The 15,430-nt window shown below is 64.6% G+C and carries 14 protein-coding genes; 2 read left to right on the top strand and 12 right to left on the bottom strand.

The window, feature by feature from the left end:
* Positions 1-9 precede the first annotated feature (9 nt).
* Together ABIB95_RS20275 and ABIB95_RS20270 are read left to right on the top strand one after the other, a co-directional pair.
* Positions 10-975 (top strand): tyrosine recombinase XerC, encoded by a 966-nt coding sequence (locus tag ABIB95_RS20275; RefSeq protein ID WP_063980419.1) that lies wholly within the window; start codon positions 10-12, stop codon positions 973-975.
* Positions 976-1,063: 88 nt separating this feature from the next.
* Entirely contained in the window at positions 1,064-1,654 is a 591-nt protein-coding gene (locus ABIB95_RS20270; RefSeq protein ID WP_071908641.1) for a DUF4337 domain-containing protein, read from the top strand.
* A gap of 177 nt (positions 1,655-1,831) precedes the next feature.
* Here ABIB95_RS20270 and ABIB95_RS20265 read toward each other — a convergent pair whose 3' ends face one another.
* The 12 genes from ABIB95_RS20265 to thpR form a co-directional block, all read right to left on the bottom strand.
* On the bottom strand, positions 1,832-2,362 hold the full coding sequence (locus tag ABIB95_RS20265) for a hypothetical protein (RefSeq protein ID WP_354241466.1): 531 nt from the start codon (positions 2,360-2,362) through the stop codon (positions 1,832-1,834).
* 35 nt (positions 2,363-2,397) lie between these two features.
* The gene (gene lpdA, locus ABIB95_RS20260) at positions 2,398-3,798 is read right to left on the bottom strand and encodes a dihydrolipoyl dehydrogenase (RefSeq protein ID WP_354241463.1); all 1,401 of its coding nucleotides are present in this window, start codon (positions 3,796-3,798) and stop codon (positions 2,398-2,400) included.
* Positions 3,799-3,836: 38 nt separating this feature from the next.
* On the bottom strand, positions 3,837-4,586 hold the full coding sequence (locus tag ABIB95_RS20255) for an SDR family oxidoreductase (protein ID WP_063985995.1): 750 nt from the start codon (positions 4,584-4,586) through the stop codon (positions 3,837-3,839).
* Positions 4,587-4,611: 25 nt separating this feature from the next.
* Positions 4,612-4,845, bottom strand: a complete 234-nt coding sequence (locus tag ABIB95_RS20250) for a hypothetical protein (RefSeq protein ID WP_018318867.1) — start codon at positions 4,843-4,845, stop codon at positions 4,612-4,614.
* 11 nt (positions 4,846-4,856) lie between these two features.
* Positions 4,857-6,101: a 2-oxoglutarate dehydrogenase complex dihydrolipoyllysine-residue succinyltransferase gene (gene odhB / locus ABIB95_RS20245; RefSeq protein WP_354241459.1), complete on the bottom strand. Its 1,245-nt coding sequence runs from the start codon at positions 6,099-6,101 to the stop codon at positions 4,857-4,859.
* Positions 6,102-6,277: 176 nt separating this feature from the next.
* Positions 6,278-9,247, bottom strand: coding sequence for a 2-oxoglutarate dehydrogenase E1 component (locus ABIB95_RS20240; RefSeq protein WP_354118470.1), 2,970 nt, complete (start codon positions 9,245-9,247; stop codon positions 6,278-6,280).
* Positions 9,248-9,384: 137 nt separating this feature from the next.
* Complete coding sequence (sucD, locus tag ABIB95_RS20235; protein ID WP_025575976.1) at positions 9,385-10,269, bottom strand: succinate--CoA ligase subunit alpha; 885 nt, start codon at positions 10,267-10,269, stop codon at positions 9,385-9,387.
* A gap of 33 nt (positions 10,270-10,302) precedes the next feature.
* Positions 10,303-10,782, bottom strand: a complete 480-nt coding sequence (locus ABIB95_RS20230; protein WP_354241455.1) for a DUF1579 family protein — start codon at positions 10,780-10,782, stop codon at positions 10,303-10,305.
* 4 nt (positions 10,783-10,786) lie between these two features.
* Positions 10,787-11,983, bottom strand: coding sequence for an ADP-forming succinate--CoA ligase subunit beta (gene sucC / locus ABIB95_RS20225; RefSeq protein WP_085398660.1), 1,197 nt, complete (start codon positions 11,981-11,983; stop codon positions 10,787-10,789).
* A 204-nt stretch (positions 11,984-12,187) separates the two neighbouring features.
* Positions 12,188-13,156, bottom strand: a complete 969-nt coding sequence (gene mdh / locus ABIB95_RS20220) for a malate dehydrogenase (protein ID WP_063980412.1) — start codon at positions 13,154-13,156, stop codon at positions 12,188-12,190.
* Positions 13,157-13,420: 264 nt separating this feature from the next.
* The gene (zapE, locus tag ABIB95_RS20215) at positions 13,421-14,605 is read right to left on the bottom strand and encodes a cell division protein ZapE (protein WP_166053392.1); all 1,185 of its coding nucleotides are present in this window, start codon (positions 14,603-14,605) and stop codon (positions 13,421-13,423) included.
* A gap of 240 nt (positions 14,606-14,845) precedes the next feature.
* Positions 14,846-15,382 carry an RNA 2',3'-cyclic phosphodiesterase gene (thpR, locus tag ABIB95_RS20210; protein ID WP_063985994.1) on the bottom strand — a complete coding sequence of 179 codons (537 nt, stop codon included), beginning with the start codon at positions 15,380-15,382 and terminating at the stop codon, positions 14,846-14,848.
* Positions 15,383-15,430 lie beyond the last annotated feature (48 nt).

Below are 15,430 nucleotides of genomic sequence, written 5' to 3'. Positions count from 1 at the left end.
CCAGAGCGCATGAGCAAAGCGGCCGCCCCCCCAATCGAGCTCGCCAGCGCCGATCCCTCGATCGCGCAGGAGATGACGCGCTGGCTGTCGCATCTCGGCGCCGAGCGGCGGCTGTCGCCGAAGACGCTGGAGGCCTATGGCCGCGACCTGCGGCAATGCCTGGACTTCCTTTGCGCCCATTGGGGCGAGCGCGTGACGCTGGCGCGCTTTGCCGCGCTGGAAGCCACCGACATCCGCGCCTTCATGGCGATGCGCCGCGCGGACGATATCGCCGGCCGATCGCTGATGCGCGCGCTGGCGGGCCTGCGCTCGTTCGGCCGTTTCCTCGAACGCGAAGGCAAGGGCAAGGTCGGCGCATTGTCGGCAATCCGCGCGCCCAAGGTGGCCAAGACTTTGCCGAAGCCGCTGCCGATGGCATCCGCAAAACGTCTCGCCGACGCCGACGAGCGCGCCGGCGAGGAACGCGAGACGTGGGTTCTGGCCCGCGACGCCGCGGTGATGGCGCTGTTGTATGGCTCGGGTCTGCGCATCTCCGAAGCGTTGGGGTTGAAGCGCCGCGAGGTGCCACGGCCCGGCGAGGGCGACGTACTGATCGTGACAGGCAAAGGCAACAAGACCCGCATGGTGCCGGTGCTGCAGAACGTGCTCGCGCTGGTGCAGGAATACGTTGCGATGTGCCCCTATCCGCTGCCGGCGGAAGGCCCGATCTTCCTCGGCGCGCGCGGCGGGCCCTTGAGCCCGCGCATCATCCAGCTCGCGATGGAGCGGCTGCGCGGCGCGCTCGGGCTGCCCGACAGCGCGACGCCTCACGCGCTCCGCCATTCCTTCGCCACGCATCTGCTCTCGCGTGGCGGGGATTTGCGCGCAATCCAGGAGCTGCTGGGTCACTCCTCGCTCTCGACCACGCAGATCTACACCGGTATCGATTCGGAGCGGCTGCTCGAAGTCTATGCGAGCGCGCACCCGCGGCGGTGAACCTGACATGAAGCTGTCATAGCGCGCGTGCCTCTTGCGCGGCGCCCGCGGTTCGGTCAATCGTGGGGAACCGCGACTGGAGGGAATCATGAGCGCACACGAAAGCATGGAGCATGCCGAACACGCCGAGCACGCGTCCGGATCGAACAAGAAGATCGCTCTTCTGATCGCCGTGCTGGCGCTGTTCCTGGCGATCTCCGAGACGCTCGGCAAGGGCGCCCAGACCGAATCGATCAGCAAGAACGTCGAGTCCGCCAATCTCTGGGCATTCTTCCAGGCCAAGACTATCCGTCGCACCGTGGTGCTGACCGCGTCCGAGCAGGGCAAGCTCACGCTGGGCGCCACGACCGACGACGCCCTGAAGGCGACGGTGCAGAAGCAGGTCGACGACTGGACCAAGACCGCGCAGCGCTATCGCTCAGAGCCCGAGACCGGCGAAGGCACCGAGCAGCTCGCCGAGAAGGCCAAGCACGCCGAGCACGAGCGCGACGAGGCGACCGCGAAATATCATCACTTCGAGCTGGCCTCCGCCGCCTTCCAGATCGGCATCGTTCTGGCTTCGGCCACCATCATCACCGGCATGATCGCGCTCGCCTATGTCGCCGGCGTCCTGACGCTGGCCGGCCTCCTCATGACCGCGCTCGGCCTGTGGTGGCCGCATCTGGTGCATCTGCATTAGAGCGTTGAGGCGCGCGCAGCCGTCACGTCCCGGGTGTCATGCCCCGCGAAAGCGGGGCATCCAGTACGCCGCAGCTTCTCGGTTCTAGCCTTACCGTCTCTGGAATACTGGATTGCCCGCCTTCGCGGGCAATGACATCGAGTGTGTGGCAATGACAGTGAGTCTATAGCAGGCAGCTCACCGCGCCTGGTGCACGCTCTTGCGAAAGCGCTGGATCAGGCGGAGCGTACGGGAGGACCAGCCTTCGCCGTTGCCGGCGATCAGCTCGCGGATGCGCTGCTTGATCGGGTCGACCAGCTCGGCGGCCTTGGCGCGCAGCTTCATCACGAGATCGTAGAGCCGCTCGAACCAGCGCATCTCCATCAGCTTGTCGCGCGTCACGTCAAACACGAAGGCGGTGACGCCGACGCCGAGCAGCTTTGCGAACAGAAACGTGGATACGCCGCTCAGCCAGTATTCATGCGTGAGCAGATACAGGCCAATCAGCTTGAGCGGAAACAGCGGGATGATTGGCACCGCGAACACGATCAGCGTCATGGCCGGCGGCAGCGCATCGACGCGCTCGGTCAGCCATTGCTTGAAGCGTGCGAGCGGGATGGCTGCGACAACCCGCGCGACGATCGGCTCGAGATGGTCCCACAGCCAGGCTTCGATCAGGAAAATGATCGCCAGCAGGACCCAGACCGGTTGAAGTAGGCGGCGCAGCATGTCTTTCCCGCCCGATTCGACGCTAGGCGCGTCGCCTACATATGGATGGCCCGCTTGCCCACCGCAAGCGCGGCTTCCTTGATCGCCTCTGAACGGGTCGGATGCGCGTGGCAGGTGCGCGCGAGATCTTCCGCGCTGCCGCCAAACTCCATGAGAACGCAGGCCTCATGGATCATTTCGCCGGCTTCACGGCCGATAATGTGCACGCCGAGCACGCGATCGGTCTTCGCATCTGCGAGAATCTTCACGAAGCCGTCGGTGGTCTGGTTGACCTTGGAGCGGCCGTTGGCGGTAAAGGGAAACTTCCCGACGGTATACGCCTGACCCGCCTGCTTCAGCTCCTCCTCGGTCTTGCCGACGGAGGATACTTCCGGCGTGGTATACACGACGCCTGGGATAACGTCGTAGTTCACGTGGCCGGCCTGCCCTGCGATGATCTCCGCAACCGCAACGCCTTCATCCTCGGCCTTGTGCGCGAGCATCGGGCCCGCGACGACGTCGCCGATGGCATAGACGCCCTTCACGCTGGTGGCGAAATGCGGATCGATCTGCACGCGGCCGCGATTGTCCAGCGCCACACCGGCTTCCTTCAGGCCGAGCCCATCGGTGTACGGCACGCGGCCGATGCAGACGAGAACGACGTCGGCTTCGATCGACTCCGCGGCGCCGCCGGCGGCGGGCTCGATGGTCGCCTTCAGCGACTTGCCGGAGGTGTCGACGGCCGTGACCTTGGCGCCGAGCTTGAATGCAAAACCCTGCTTTTCCAGGATGCGCTGGAATTGCTTGGCGATTTCGCCGTCCATGCCGGGCAGGATGCGATCGAGGAATTCGACGACGACGACTTCAGCGCCGAGCCGCTTCCACACCGAGCCGAGCTCGAGGCCGATCACGCCGGCGCCGACGATCAGGAGCTTGCCGGGGACCTTGTCCAGCGACAGCGCGCCGGTGGACGACACGATGCGCTTCTCGTCGATCTCGATGCCTTTGAGGCGCGCGATGTCGGAGCCGGTCGCAATCACGATGCTCTTCGTCTCGACCACTTGCGACTTGCCATCAGCGGACACTTCGACCTTGCCGGTGCCCAAGATCTTGCCGGTGCCCTTGAGCACGTCGATCTTGTTCTTCTTCATCAGGAATTCGACGCCCTTGACGTTGCCGTCGATGCCCTGCTGCTTGAAGTTCATCATCGCCGGAAGCTCGAGCTTCGGCGCGGAAACGGAAACGCCCATCTTGGCGAAGGAGTGCGCGGCTTCCTCGAACATTTCGGACGCGTGCAGCAGCGCCTTCGACGGCATGCAGCCGACGTTCAGGCAGGTGCCGCCGAGCGTGGCGTCCTTTTCGACCACGGCGACCTTCATGCCGAGCTGGGCCGCGCGCACCGCGCAGACATAACCGCCAGGTCCGGTGCCGATGACGACGAGATCGTAGGTAGCCATGAGAGAAAGTCCCGTAAGTTTAGCGTGATGAGGATGTGTCAGCGTCCGCCGGACACATCGAGAATGGCCGAGGTGACGTAGGAGGCTTCGTCCGACATCAGCCAGACGATGGCATTGGCGATTTCGTCGGCGGTACCGACGCGCTTCATCGGCACCATATGGGCCAGACGATGGGCGCGATCGGGCTCGCCGCCGGCGGCGTGGATTTCGGTGTCGATCAGGCCGGGGCGGATGCCCGCGACACGAATGCCTTCGCCTGCGACCTCATAGCCGAGACCGACGGTGAAGGAATCGATCGCGCCCTTGGACGCGGCATAGTCGACATAGGTATTCGGCGCACCAAGTCTGGCAGCGACCGATGACAGATTGACGATGACGCCGCCCTGGCCGCCGTGCTTGGTCGACATCCGCTTCACCGCTTCGCGCGCGCACAGGATCGAGCCGGTGACGTTGACGGCCATCACGCGCCGGATGCGCTCGGCCGACATCTCGTCGACGCGCACACCGCTCTGGCCGACGATGCCGCCATTGTTGACGAGTGCACCGAGCGTGCCGAACTTGTCGGCAGCCTTGAACAGCTCGATGATGTCGCTTTCCTCGGCGACATCGCATTTCACCGCGATGGCCTTGCCGTTGCTGGCCGCGATCTGGGCGACGACCTCGTCGGCAGCCGTTTTGTTGCTAGCGTAGCCGACGACGACACGGAAGCCGCGCGCGGCCGCCGCAATCGCGGTCGCCCGCCCGATGCCGCGGCTGCCGCCGGTGATGACAACGACTTTATCGGTCACATCAATCCCCACGAGTTCGAGCGCACTACGACGTCTTGCCCTCAAGAGCTGCCAACCGATCCAGCACGGACTTATCCGTCAGGCTGACCAAATGGAACAGAATGAAGGGCGTGAGAAACGGAATCAGGCACCAGGCCGCGAAGCCGACCCCCTTACCCTTCCTGCGACTGATCGGAATCGCAAAGAAGAAGAAAATAAGGGTGGTCAGCAGGAACGGCACCATGGAGATGAGCGCATGCGCAAGCGACGGCTCCCCCATCGTCGCCTCCCTCAGAGGTCCAGCACCAAGCGCGCCGGATCTTCCAGGCTCTCCTTGACGCGGACCAGGAAGGTGACGGCTTCCTTGCCGTCGATGACGCGGTGATCGTAGGACAGCGCCAGGTACATCATCGGGCGGACCTCGATCTTGCCGGCGACGACCATCGGCCGCTCCTGGATCTTGTGCATGCCGAGGATGCCGGACTGCGGCGCGTTCAGGATCGGGGTCGACATCAGCGAGCCGTAGATGCCGCCATTGGTGATGGTGAAGGTGCCGCCCTGCATCTCGTCGATCTTGAGCTGGCCGTCACGGGCGCGGCGACCGAAATCGGCGATACCCTTCTCGATGTCGGCGATCGACTTGTTGTCGCAGTCGCGCACGACGGGCACGACCAGACCCTTGTCGGTGCCGACGGCGACGCCGATGTGGTAATAGTTCTTGTAGATCAGATCGGTGCCGTCGATCTCGGCGTTGACCGCCGGGATGTCCTTCAGCGCCTGCACGACGGCCTTGGTGAAGAAGCCCATGAAGCCGAGCTTCGAGCCGTGCTTCTTCTCGAACGCATCCTTGTAGTGGGCGCGCAGCGCCATCACGTTGGTCATGTCGACCTCGTTGAAGGTCGTGAGCATGGCCGCGGTGTTCTGCACGTCCTTGAGGCGGCGCGCGATGGTCTGGCGCAGGCGGGTCATCTTGACGCGTTCTTCGCGGGCGGCATCGTCGGCCGGCGACGGCGCGCGGACCTGAACGGCGGCGGCGGGCTGGTTGACCGGGGTCGGCGCCGAGGCCGCGCGCTCGATCGCAGCAAGCATGTCGCCCTTGGTGACGCGGCCATCCTTGCCGGAGCCCGGAACGGTCGAAGCGTCGATGCCGGTCTCGGCCGAGAGCTTTCGCACGGACGGAGCGAGCGGGGCGTCGGCCGGCGGCGCCTTCGCAGCGGCCGGAGCCGGCGCAGCAGCCACGGCGGCCGGAGCAGCAGCGGCGGCGGGCTTCGCGGGAGCGGCGGCGGGCTTCGCAGCGCCGGCACCGTCGGTGATCTGGCCGAGCAGCGCACCGACCGCAACGGTTGCGCCATCGGCAGCGACGATCTCGCTCAGCGTGCCCGCGGACGGCGCGGGGACCTCGATGGTGACCTTGTCGGTCTCGAGCTCCACCAAGGGCTCGTCGACGGCGACGGGATCGCCGGCCTTCTTGAACCAGCGGCCGATGGTGGCCTCGGTGACGGATTCGCCGAGCGTCGGCACACGAATTTCAGTCATGGTCTTTTCCTTAAGGGATCGCCGGTGCGGTCAAAAATTCGGTCGTCATCGGCCCGCGAAAGGCAAGCCATCCAGCAAGCCGGACGTTCGTATTCTGCACGGACGTCGCGGCGTACTGGTACCCCGCTCCAGTGCGCGATTGCGCACGAGGCGGGGCATGACGCAGTTCAGAAAGATCAGCTCAGTGCTTCGTCCAGGAACGCCTTCAACTGCGCCTGATGCTTGGACATCAGACCAGTGGCGGTCGCGGCGGAAGCGGCGCGGCCGACATAACGCGGACGCCGGCTCGCACCGTTCACCTGGTTCAGCACCCATTCCAGATAGGGCTCGATGAAGTGCCAGGCGCCCATGTTGCGGGGCTCTTCCTGGCACCACACCACTTCAGCCTTCTTGAAGCGCGACAGCTCGGCCACCAGCGCCTTCAGCGGCACCGGATAAAGCTGCTCGACGCGCATCAGGTAGATGTCGTCGATGCCGCGCTTCTCGCGCTCCTCGTAGAGGTCGTAATAGACCTTGCCGGAGCACAGCACGATGCGGCGGACCTTCTCGTCGGGGACGAGCTTGATCGCCTCGTTCGGCAGCATCTGGGCGTCATCATAGAGGATGCGGTGGAAGGTCGTTCCCTTCGCGAGCTCCTCGAGGCGCGACACCGCCCGCTTGTGGCGCAGCAGCGACTTCGGCGTCATCAGGATCAGCGGCTTGCGGATCTCGCGATGCAGCTGGCGGCGCAGCACGTGGAAGTAGTTCGCCGGCGTGGTCGGGTAGACCACCTGCATGTTGTCTTCGGCGCACATCTGCAGATAACGCTCCAGACGCGCCGAGGAGTGCTCCGGTCCCTGGCCCTCATAGCCGTGCGGCAAGAGGCAGACGAGACCGGACATGCGCAGCCATTTGCGCTCGCCCGAGGAGATGAACTGGTCGAACACGACCTGCGCACCGTTGGCGAAGTCGCCGAACTGGGCTTCCCACAGGGTCAGCGTGTTCGGCTCGGCGAGCGAGTAGCCGTATTCGAAGCCGAGCACGGCTTCTTCCGACAGCAGCGAGTTGATGACCTCGTAATGTCCCTGCTCGTGGCCGAGATGGTTGAACGGCGTGTAGCGGCTCTCGTCTTCCTGGTCGATCAGGACCGAATGGCGCTGCGAGAAGGTGCCGCGCTCGGAATCCTGGCCCGATAGGCGGACATGGTGGTTCTCGTTGAGCAGCGTGCAGAACGCCAATGCCTCGCCGGTCGCCCAATCGATGCCGGCGCCGGTGTCGATTGCCTTGGCGCGATTGTCGAGGAAGCGCTGGATGGTGCGGTGGACGCGGAAGCCATCCGGCACCTTGGTGATCTTGCGGCCGATTTCCTTCAGCTCGGCGGTGTCGACGCCAGTGACGCCGCGGCGCGCATCCTCTTCCTGGTCGGCGATCTTGAAGCCGGACCACTTGCCGTCGAGCCAGTCGGCCTTGTTCGGCTTGTAGGAGGTGCCGGCCTCGAACTCGGCATCGAGCCGTGCGCGCCAGTCGGCCTTGGCCTTGTCGACCTCGCCCTCGGTCATCACGCCTTCGCTGATCAGGCGGCGGGCGTAGAGCTCAAGCGTCGACGGATGCGCGGCGATCCTCTTGTACATCACCGGCTGGGTGAACGCCGGCTCGTCGCCCTCGTTATGGCCATGCCTGCGGTAGCAGAACATGTCGATGACGACGGGCTTGTGGAATTTCTGCCGGAATTCGGTCGCGACCTTGGCCGCGAAAACCACCGCTTCCGGATCGTCGCCGTTCACGTGGAAGATCGGCGCGTCGATCATCTTCGCCACGTCAGACGGATAGGGCGAGGAGCGCGAGTAGCGCGGATAGGTGGTGAAGCCGATCTGGTTGTTGACGATGAAGTGCACGGAGCCGCCGGTGCGGTAGCCCTTCAGGTCAGACAGGCCGAAGCATTCCGCGACCACGCCCTGGCCGGCGAACGCGGCGTCGCCATGCATCAGGAGCGGCATCACCGAGATGCGCTGGTCCGGCGGATCGCCGTGCTGGTCCTGCTTGGCGCGGACCTTGCCGAGCACCACAGGATCGACGATCTCGAGATGCGAGGGGTTGGCGGTCAGCGACAGATGGATGCGGTTGCCGTCGAACTCGCGGTCCGAGGAGGCGCCGAGGTGATATTTGACGTCGCCGGAGCCTTCGACCGCATCGGGGTTGGCCGAGCCGCCCTTGAATTCATGGAACAGGGCGCGGTGCGCCTTGCCCATCACCTGGGTCAGCACGTTGAGGCGGCCGCGATGCGGCATGCCGAGCACGACTTCCTTCACGCCGAGATTGCCGCCGCGCTTGATGATCTGCTCGAGCGCGGGAATCAGCGATTCACCGCCGTCGAGGCCGAAGCGCTTGGTGCCGGTGAACTTGGTGTCGCAGAACTTCTCGAAGCCCTCGGCTTCGACCAGCTTCGTCAGGATGGCGCGCCGGCCTTCGCGGGTGAACGAGATTTCCTTGTCCGGTCCCTCGATGCGCTCCTGGATCCACGCCTTCTGCGCGGCGTTGCTGATGTGCATGAACTCGACGCCGAGCGTCTGGCAGTAGGTGCGCTCGCAGATCGCGGTGATCTCGCGCAGCGTGGCGTATTCGAGACCGAGCACGTGATCGAGGAAGATCTTGCGGTCGAAATCGGCTTCGCTGAAGCCGTAGGTGCGCGGGTCGAGCTCTTCGCGGTTGCGCGGGGCTTCGATGCCGAGCGGATCGAGCTTGGCGTGGAAGTGGCCGCGCATACGGTAGGAGCGGATCAGCATCAGCGCGCGGACCGAGTCGCGCGTGGCCTGGAGCAGGTCGGCGGACGAGAAATCAGCGCCCTTGTTGCCCGCCTGGGCCTGCGCCTTGGCGGCGATCTTGGCACCGACCGCCTTCTCGACCTGGGCCCAGTTGCCGTCGAGGGCGGAGGTGAGGTCGTCCTGCGGGGTCAGCGGCCAGTTGGCGCGCTCCCAGGACGGGCCTTCGGCGTTCTTGCTGATATCGCCGGGCTGGTCGTTGAGGCTCTTGAAGAACTCCTGCCACTCGGCGTCGACCGAGGACGGGTCCTTCTCGTAGCGGGCGTAGATTTCGTCGATGTAGGTGGCGTTGGTGCCCTGCAAAAAGGAAGAGAGGGCAAAGGCTGCGTTCGCGTCCTGGCGAGACATTCTTGAGTTCCTGGCGATTTCGGTTCGCGCATAACAAACGGCGCTGGCGCTGAGCTCCCCGGCAGAGGCCCAGCGCGACAGGCACCATTTATCCTATTTGCTACGAAACTTCGCCCGGAAAAGTACGAAGAAGTGAATTAGCCTTTCAACTTTTCGGCAAGCGTGTGGCCGAGGCGGGCGGGAGACGGAGACACTGTAATCCCAGCCGATTTCATCGCGTCGGTCTTGGAACCGGCGTCGCCCTTGCCGCCTGAGATGATCGCACCGGCATGGCCCATGCGGCGGCCGGGAGGCGCGGTGACACCGGCAATGAAACCGACCATCGGCTTCTTGCGGCCGCGCTTGGCCTCGTCCTTGAGGAACTGGGCGGCGTCCTCCTCGGCGGAACCGCCGATCTCGCCGATCATGATGATCGATTCGGTCTTGGGGTCGGCGAGCAGCATTTCCAGCACGTCGATGAACTCGGTGCCCTTGACCGGGTCGCCGCCGATGCCGACCGCGGTGGTCTGGCCGAGGCCTTCCTGCGAGGTCTGGAACACGGCTTCATAGGTCAGCGTGCCGGAGCGGGAGACGATGCCGACGCTGCCGGTCTTGAAGATGTTGGCGGGCATGATGCCGATCTTGCACTCGCCGGCAGTCATGACGCCCGGGCAGTTCGGCCCGATCAGGCGCGACTTGGAACCGGCCAGCGAGCGCTTCACGCGGACCATGTCGATAACAGGAATGCCTTCGGTGATGCAGACGATCAGCGGGATCTCCGCGTCGATGGCTTCGCAGATCGCATCGGCCGCGCCCGGCGGCGGCACGTAGATCACCGACGCATCGGCACCGGTCTTCTCGCGCGCCTCGCGCACCGTGTCGAACACCGGCAGGCCCAGATGGGTGGCGCCGCCTTTGCCCGGCGAGGTGCCGCCGACCATCTTGGTGCCGTAGGCAAGCGCGGCCTCCGAGTGGAAGGTGCCGTTCTTGCCGGTGAAGCCCTGGCAGATGACCTTGGTGTTCTTGTCGATCAGGATGGACATGAGGTCTGCTTTCGCGAACTAACGAGTGAGAGGTCAGTGGATGCGGCGGTAGATGCCGGTGAGCACGTCGGCCCAGCCTTCCGCGTCCGGCGAGAACTGGATCTTCAACGAGTAGGAATCGTCGTCGATGATTTCGTAGACGTGGCGCGCATTGCCGCGGAGCGAGCCGCGCACCAGCGTCAGGGTCTTGCCGACCCAGCCGCCGGAGGCGGGCGAGGGCGGCGTGTAGCCGAGCGAGTCGTACCAGAACAATTTGTAGGTCCGGTCGTCGCGGTCGTAGGTGAAGAGGCCGTGGGTGGCGAAAGCCTGCTTGCCGTCGCGCATCTGGACACAGTCCTGGATCAGGTAGAAGCCGTTGAGATCCATGCGCGCGACGACATGCGAGGTCGCCGGCCCGCCGGCGACCCAGCGCGACGGGAAGACCACCTCTTCGCCATTCCATTCGCCGGCGAACGCGGCGAGGCGCGTGTGCTCTGCAAGCGGAGATGATGCGGCGAGATGGTCCTGGGTCATGGCCTCAGCCTCCCTTGACGGCCTTCACGATCTTCTGCGCGGCGTCGTCGAGATTGTCGGCCGGCACCACGTTCAGGCCGGATTCACGGATGATCTTCTTGCCGAGCTCGACATTGGTGCCTTCGAGGCGGACCACCAGCGGCACGCTGAGGCCGACCTCGCGCACGGCGGCGGTGACGCCTTCGGCGATCACGTCGCACTTCATGATGCCACCGAAAATGTTGACCAGAATGCCCTTCACGTTGGGATCGGCGGTGATGATCTTGAACGCGGCCGCGACCTTCTCCTTGCTGGCGCTGCCGCCGACGTCGAGGAAGTTCGCCGGCGCCATGCCGTAGAGCTTGATGATGTCCATCGTCGCCATGGCGAGGCCGGCGCCGTTGACCATGCAGCCGATATTGCCGTCGAGGGTGACGTAGTTGAGGTCGTACTTGGACGCCTCGATTTCCTTGGCGTCTTCCTCGGTCTCGTCGCGTAGCGCGAGCACCTCGGGATGACGGAACAGCGCGTTGTCGTCGAACGACACCTTGGCGTCGAGCACGCGGAGCTGGCCTTGCTTGGTCACGACCAGCGGGTTGATCTCCAGCATCGACATGTCCTTGGCGACGAAGGCGGTGTAGAGCTGCGCGGTGAGCTTTTCGGCCTGCTTGGCGAGATCGCCGGACAGCTTCAGCGCGTTCGCAACGGTGCGGCCGTGATGGCCCATGATGCCGGTCGCGGGATCGATCGAGAAGGTGACGATCTTCTCAGGGGTGTTATGCGCGACGTCCTCGATGTTGACGCCGCCCTCGGTCGACACCACGAACGACACGCGGGAGGTCTCGCGGTCGACCAGGATCGAGAGATAGAATTCCTTGTCGATGTCCGAGCCGTCCTCGATGTAGAGGCGGTTGACCTGCTTGCCAGCGGGGCCGGTCTGGATCGTCACGAGGGTCGCGCCCAGCATCTGCTTGGCAAATTCGGTGACCTCCGCGGCCGACTTGGCGATACGGACGCCGCCCTTGTCGCCGGCCGAGGCTTCCTTGAACTTGCCCTTGCCGCGGCCGCCGGCGTGGATCTGGCTCTTCACCACCCAGACCGGGCCCGGGAGGGCCTTGGCGGCGGCTTCCGCGTCCGCGGGCTTCAGGACGGGGACGCCCTTTGAGATCGCGACGCCGAACTCGTTCAGCAGCGCTTTGGCCTGATATTCATGGATATTCATATGGTCGCTCCCTGAACCCGCGGGCGGTGACCTCTAGGGCCCACCTCAGTCTTGTGGCTGGCATACCATATACCACAGGAACTGCAACCCGGATTCTTTGACATCGAGATCTCTGGACTGCGGACCCGGAACCCGCCCGACGCGGGGCCCGGAAATGAAACCGCCGAAGACCGGTTTTTCGATCTTCGGCGGGATTGCTCTCGCTTAGCGGCCGAGAAGATCGGGTGCGATCTTCTTGCAGGCATCGACCAGGCCCTGTACGGCGCCGACCGACTTGTCGAACGCCTCGCGGTCCTTGCCGGTGAGCTCGATCTCGACGACGCGCTCGACACCCTTGGCGCCGATCACGACGGGCACGCCGACATACATGTCCTTCACGCCGTATTCGCCGTTGAGGTAGGCGGCGCTGGCCAGCACGCGCTTCTTGTCCCGCAGATAGCTCTCGGCCATCGCGATCGCGGAAGCAGCAGGCGCGTAGAAGGCCGAGCCGGTCTTGAGCAGATTGACGATCTCGGCGCCGCCGTTGCGGGTGCGGTCGACGATCTCGTCGAGGCGCGCCTGCGAGGTCCAGCCCATCTTGACGAGGTCGGGCAGCGGAATGCCGGCGACGGTGGAGTACTTCACCAGCGGCACCATGGTGTCGCCATGACCGCCGAGCACGAAGGCGGTGACGTCCTCGACCGAGACGTTGAACTCGTCGGCCAGGAAGTAACGGAAGCGCGAGGAATCCAGCACGCCGGCCATGCCGACGACCTTCTTGTGCGGCAGGCCCGAAGCCTTCTGCAGCGCCCACACCATCGCGTCGAGCGGGTTGGTGATGCAGATGACGAAGGCGTCGGGGGCGTATTTCTTGATGCCGGCGCCGACCTGCTCCATGACCTTGAGGTTGATGGAGAGGAGGTCGTCGCGGCTCATGCCGGGCTTGCGCGGCACGCCGGCGGTGACGATGCAGACTTTGGCGTTGTCGAGGGCTTCGTACGAATTCGCGCCGGTGTAGTGCGCGTCAAAGCCGTCGACCGGCGAGGACTGGGCGATGTCAAGCGCCTTGCCCTGCGGCACGCCCTCGGCGATGTCGAACATCACCACGTCGCCCAGTTCTTTCAGGCCGATGAGATGAGCCAACGTTCCGCCGATCTGACCGGAGCCAATCAAAGCAATCTTGTCGCGCGCCATGTGAACCTGTCCTTTAGACACGTTAAGGAGGGGAAAACTGAGACGGGTGGTTATCCCTTTCGCTCCCCCCGTTCAAGTCGGTGGATGCCCAATTGTCGGGCTTGGCGAACATTGAAGCGCATCCCTGTCATTCCGGGGCGCGACGAAAGTCGCGAGCTACGATGCGCAATTGCGCATCTGGGAATCCATAACCACCAGCGGGAGTATGGATTCCGGGCTCGTCGCTTTGCGACGCCCCGGAATGACAGCGCTGGCAAATAGGACTTAAGTCTCCACCAGGCCCTTGGTGGAGCCGCTGGCGGTGGAATCCTTGCGGCCGTGAGGCAGCGCCAGATAGGATTCCGAGCTCATCTCGATCAGGCGCGAGGCCGTCCGCTTGAACTCCATGGCCTCGTTGCCCTCGTGGGCGAGGTAGAGTGAGATCGGATTGGCATCGGCCGAGGCCATCAGCTTCACGGCATTGTCATAGAGCGTATCGATCAGCGTGATGAAACGCTTGGCGGCGTTGCGCTGGGAAAAATCCATCACTGGAATATGGTCGACCAGGATGGTGTGATAGTCGTGCGCGAGGCGGAGGTAGTCGGACGCGCCGAGCGGTTTTTCGCAGAGATCCGCAAATCCGAACCGCGCCACGCCATGGGCCGAGCACGGCACGTGCAGGATGCGGCCCTTGAACGAAATATCGCGCGACTTGCATTTGGCGCCGCCGGTCATTTTCGACCAGGCGCGGTCGAGGGCCGCGCCGGCGTCGCCGTCGGCCGGCGTCAGCCACATCGGCACGCCCTGAAGCTTTTCCAGGCGGAAATCCGTGCGCGCATCGAGCCGCAGCACGTCCATGTGGTCGGTGATCTGCTTGATGAAGGGCAGGAACAGCGAACGGTTCAGGCCGCCCTTGTAGAGATCGTCGGGCGCGACGTTGGAGGTCGCGACCACCACGGTGCCGAGCTCGAACAGCTTTGCGAACAGGCGGCCGAGGATCATCGCGTCCGCGATGTCGGTGACGTGGAATTCGTCGAAGCAAAGCAGCCAGCTTTCCTCGAAGATCGCGTTCGCGGTCAGCGTGATGACGTCGCCATCGGCGATCTCGCCGCGCGAGATGCCCTGGCGATAATCGTAGATGCGCTCATGCGCTTCCGCCATGAACTCGTGGAAATGCGCGCGGCGCTTGTGCTCGACGGTACTGTGCTGGAAGAACAGATCCATCAGCATGGTCTTGCCGCGGCCGACCTCGCCATGGACGTAGAGCCCGCGCGGCGCCTCGTCCTTGTCGCCGCTGAACAAACGACTGAGCAGGCCCTGCTTGCGCTGCGGCTTGTAATTCGCGAGCCGCTGATCGAGCGCCGCATAGGCTTCGGCGATTTCGGCCTGCGCAGCATCGGGCTCGATCGCGCCGGACGCGATCTGGGCCTGGTATGCCTCGCGGAATGAGGAACTGGGAGTGGAGAGCATAGCTCTTTACCGCCAGAGATGCGCGGAAATTGCAAGCCGTGAATTGGTGGGCGGGGTATGCGTTCCGCGTCCCGGACGCGCTACGGGAAGCAGTGACGCTGCGCAGAGCGGGGACCCACTATTTCGTACATCCATCGTGGAGCGATGGGCCCCGGCCCAGCAGCGCACCGCCGTAGCGTGTCGAAGACGCGCGTAAACGCGCTGATGGCGCTGCGCCGCGTCCGGGGCACGAGAGCGGTGCTACTCACACAGCTCGTAGGCGTCCTCGACCACATAGGGGCCGCCACCGGTCGATGCGCGGGACGAGAACAAGACAAACCGTTCGGCCATGAACGCCTTGCTCGGGAAGTAACCGCGCAGCGAGAGATAGTCGGCGACGTCGCGGTCGGACGCGTCGTGCAGCCGGGCCAGCGTGACATGCGGGGTGAACTTGCGCCCCTCAGGGTCGAGGCCGATCCGCTGCATCATGCGTTCGAGCTCGGCCTGCAATTCCATCAGCGGCTTGCTCGGCGCGATGGTTGCGACCACCGCGCGCGGCTTGCGGCCGCCGAAGCTCATGAGCCCCTGCACCTTCACCTCGAAGGGCTTGCGATCAACGCGAAACAGCATCGATGCGATCTCGTTGGCGGACATGCCGTCGATATCGCCGATGAAGCGCAGGGTAACGTGATAATTTTCGGGATCGATCCAGCGGGCGCCGGGAAGGCCGCCCCGCAAATTGGAAAGCGTCTGGCCGATCTCGGCCGGAATTTCCAGACCTGTGAACAAACGCGGCATCGTTTCGCACTCCCGATGCTTGGGCATGATCCCTGGGAAGGATCATAT

The organism is Bradyrhizobium sp. LA2.1, assembly GCF_040547725.1.
In the GTDB taxonomy this organism is placed as follows: Bacteria; Pseudomonadota; Alphaproteobacteria; order Rhizobiales; family Xanthobacteraceae; genus Bradyrhizobium; species Bradyrhizobium barranii.
Note: the sequence above shows the minus strand (reverse complement) of the source record. Positions and strands in the feature narration are given on the sequence as shown.

Excerpts from the sequence above, each read along its gene's own strand:
- ABIB95_RS20275 (WP_063980419.1), top strand. The coding sequence starts at position 10 with ATGAGCAAAGCGGCCGCCCCCCCAATCGAGCTCGCCAGCGCCGATCCC.
- ABIB95_RS20270 (WP_071908641.1), top strand. The coding sequence starts at position 1,064 with ATGAGCGCACACGAAAGCATGGAGCATGCCGAACACGCCGAGCACGCG.
- ABIB95_RS20265 (WP_354241466.1), bottom strand. The coding sequence starts at position 2,362 with ATGCTGCGCCGCCTACTTCAACCGGTCTGGGTCCTGCTGGCGATCATT.
- lpdA (WP_354241463.1), bottom strand. The coding sequence starts at position 3,798 with ATGGCTACCTACGATCTCGTCGTCATCGGCACCGGACCTGGCGGTTAT.
- ABIB95_RS20250 (WP_018318867.1), bottom strand. The coding sequence starts at position 4,845 with ATGGGGGAGCCGTCGCTTGCGCATGCGCTCATCTCCATGGTGCCGTTC.
- odhB (WP_354241459.1), bottom strand. The coding sequence starts at position 6,101 with ATGACTGAAATTCGTGTGCCGACGCTCGGCGAATCCGTCACCGAGGCC.
- ABIB95_RS20240 (WP_354118470.1), bottom strand. The coding sequence starts at position 9,247 with ATGTCTCGCCAGGACGCGAACGCAGCCTTTGCCCTCTCTTCCTTTTTG.
- sucD (WP_025575976.1), bottom strand. The coding sequence starts at position 10,269 with ATGTCCATCCTGATCGACAAGAACACCAAGGTCATCTGCCAGGGCTTC.
- ABIB95_RS20230 (WP_354241455.1), bottom strand. The coding sequence starts at position 10,782 with ATGACCCAGGACCATCTCGCCGCATCATCTCCGCTTGCAGAGCACACG.
- sucC (WP_085398660.1), bottom strand. The coding sequence starts at position 11,983 with ATGAATATCCATGAATATCAGGCCAAAGCGCTGCTGAACGAGTTCGGC.
- mdh (WP_063980412.1), bottom strand. The coding sequence starts at position 13,156 with ATGGCGCGCGACAAGATTGCTTTGATTGGCTCCGGTCAGATCGGCGGA.
- zapE (WP_166053392.1), bottom strand. The coding sequence starts at position 14,605 with ATGCTCTCCACTCCCAGTTCCTCATTCCGCGAGGCATACCAGGCCCAG.
- thpR (WP_063985994.1), bottom strand. The coding sequence starts at position 15,382 with ATGCCGCGTTTGTTCACAGGTCTGGAAATTCCGGCCGAGATCGGCCAG.